The sequence below is a fragment of the Streptococcus sp. GMD6S genome, from assembly GCF_000297015.1.
In genome coordinates this window covers 1-2,198 of sequence record NZ_AJRH01000108.1, presented here as the reverse complement: position 1 = coordinate 2,198, position 2,198 = coordinate 1, and the positions used below count along the sequence as shown (strand labels likewise).

The 2,198-nt window shown below is 42.1% G+C and carries 2 protein-coding genes; both read right to left on the bottom strand.

What is annotated here, in order from left to right; genetic code table 11:
* The coding region (locus GMD6S_RS08830) for a ribonuclease J (protein WP_000065620.1) at window positions 1-1,289 on the bottom strand (1,289 nt) is incomplete at its 3' end.
* A gap of 510 nt (window positions 1,290-1,799) precedes the next feature.
* On the bottom strand, window positions 1,800-2,198 hold a 399-nt coding region (locus GMD6S_RS08825), incomplete at its 5' end, for a CHAP domain-containing protein (RefSeq protein ID WP_000309291.1).

Here is a 2,198-nt window from a genome sequence, read left to right as displayed (position 1 = left end):
CCAGCTGGAACAAAGTCTCCATGTTCATAAGACATGGTCGTTCCCTTTTTAGGGATGAAGATACGCTCTGGCAACATTCCAACTGCCATGGCAGCCTTGGCATGCGCATCCAACTCACGGTACTCTCCTTGGATAGGGAAGAGGTAGTTTGGTTGCAAAAGATTGATCATCAACTGCAAATCACGCGCATTTCCGTGTCCGGATACTCGCAAGCTTTGGGTAATGAGTTTCACCACACCACCAGCTTGGTAGATCATGTTTTCAACACGCGCCATGACGGCTTCTTTGGCGATAGATGGAGTCGTTACGATATAGACCAAGTCCCCGTCTTTGATTTCCACATAGCGGTGGCGACCAATGGACATCTTACGAAGTCCATTAATAGGCTCACCCATACGGCCCGTCTCAAGGATAATCAACTCATGGTCTTCAAAACGAGACATTTCTTTTGGTTTAATCAAGAGACTTTCGTTGGCTAGAGATAATTTTTTGAGACGAATCGCAGTGCGGACGATATTTTCAATATCAAATCCAGTCAGAACAACTCGGCGACCTGTATCTGCTGCAGCATCAAAAACCTGCTGGATACGAGAAAGGTTGCTGGCAACTGCGGCAACGATGATACGACCTTCCCAGTCTGCAATGGTCTGGGTAATTTCGTCTCCAACTTCACTCTCGCTCGCCACCTGGATATTGCTATCAGCATTGGCTGAATCACTGAGGAGCGCCAAGACACCATCACGACCGATTTCTGCCAGACGAGCAAAATCCGTCGCATAGGATTCACTGGCTGTCTGGTCAAACTTGAAGTCGCCTGTGTAAACAATGCTACCTTCAGCTGTTTTCAGGACTATTCCCAAACTTTCTGGGATGGAGTGAGTTGTACGGAAGAAGGAAACCACAGTCCCTCCAAAGTCGATCTCTGTATCTTCATCAATCACATGGAAGTCATTGAATTTCTTAACCGTATCATTCCCTTTGACAAAGAGTTTGGCCAACTCAATGGTCAACTCAGAACCAAACACAGGCACCTTAGCCTCTGCCAAAAGATAAGGCAGGGCACCAATGGCATCCGCATGTCCGTGGGTCAAAAAGACCCCTGCGATACGATCGCTATTTTCAAAAAGGTAGTCCATATTTGGAATGACGACATCAACCCCTAGTTGTTCATTTTCAGGGTATTTAAGCCCTGCATCCAAAACAAAAATTGAATTGTCAATCTCAGCGATGTACATATTTTTCCCATTTTCTCGTACACCACCTAGTGTTGTTAAACTAATATTACTCATTTTTCCTCCGAAACTTCATTTATCTTGATTATAGGGCGAATTTACCCTCTTATTCTAAAAGTTCTAAAACTTCCAGCCGAATCTTTTCCTACCATTATACCATTTTTTTGATTATTTTCAAAACGAAGATCGGTTTTTAACTAGAGATTAGTCACTACTGTGAATCGAATCTTTTTACTTTGACTTCTCTTTCGGAGGCTTCATCGAAGATAATAGAACGATTATACCATCAAAATTATGGACTTTCTGAATTAATTTGATTTCAGATACCTTTCTCGAACTCTAAATTTCTCTTTTAGTTCAAAACAAGTTAAATTATTGCCCTTTACCTCTCGACTTGAGAACTATTTTCTACAAAGACATGGTTTATCTACATCCAAAAGCGAGAATTTCCTGTTCGCTACAGAATCTAAAAAATTTTCAGCAATTAGCCACTAAGATGGAGGTTATCGATAGGAAATTTTTTCAAAAAGAAAAAAGACTTAGAAATTCTAAATCTTTTTATCATCTTTAGTTTGGATAGATATAAGTGACGTTACCTAAAAATTCATGAGGATTAAAGAAGCCACGGTAATTTGCAATCTGCTTTTGACGTCTGTAGTTTGCTTCCAATACCTGGATAGAGTTTTCACTTTGAACATCTGTTACATAAGCAACGTGTCCATATTCACCACCGTCCCAAACGGCGATTGCTCCTACTACTGGAACACTTCCTGTCTTATAGCCTTGAGCGCTCGCGTAGATTGCCCACGTGTTGGCATTTCCCCACCAGTTGCTAGCCCAAGGTGCCAATTCTTTCACGCCCCATGTACACTGACCAACAGGATAAGAGTTTCCATAGTTTGTAGGAGTCTTTTCGACAACATCCTCTGTATCTGATACCACGTTCGCAGTGCTAGCTGGAGCACT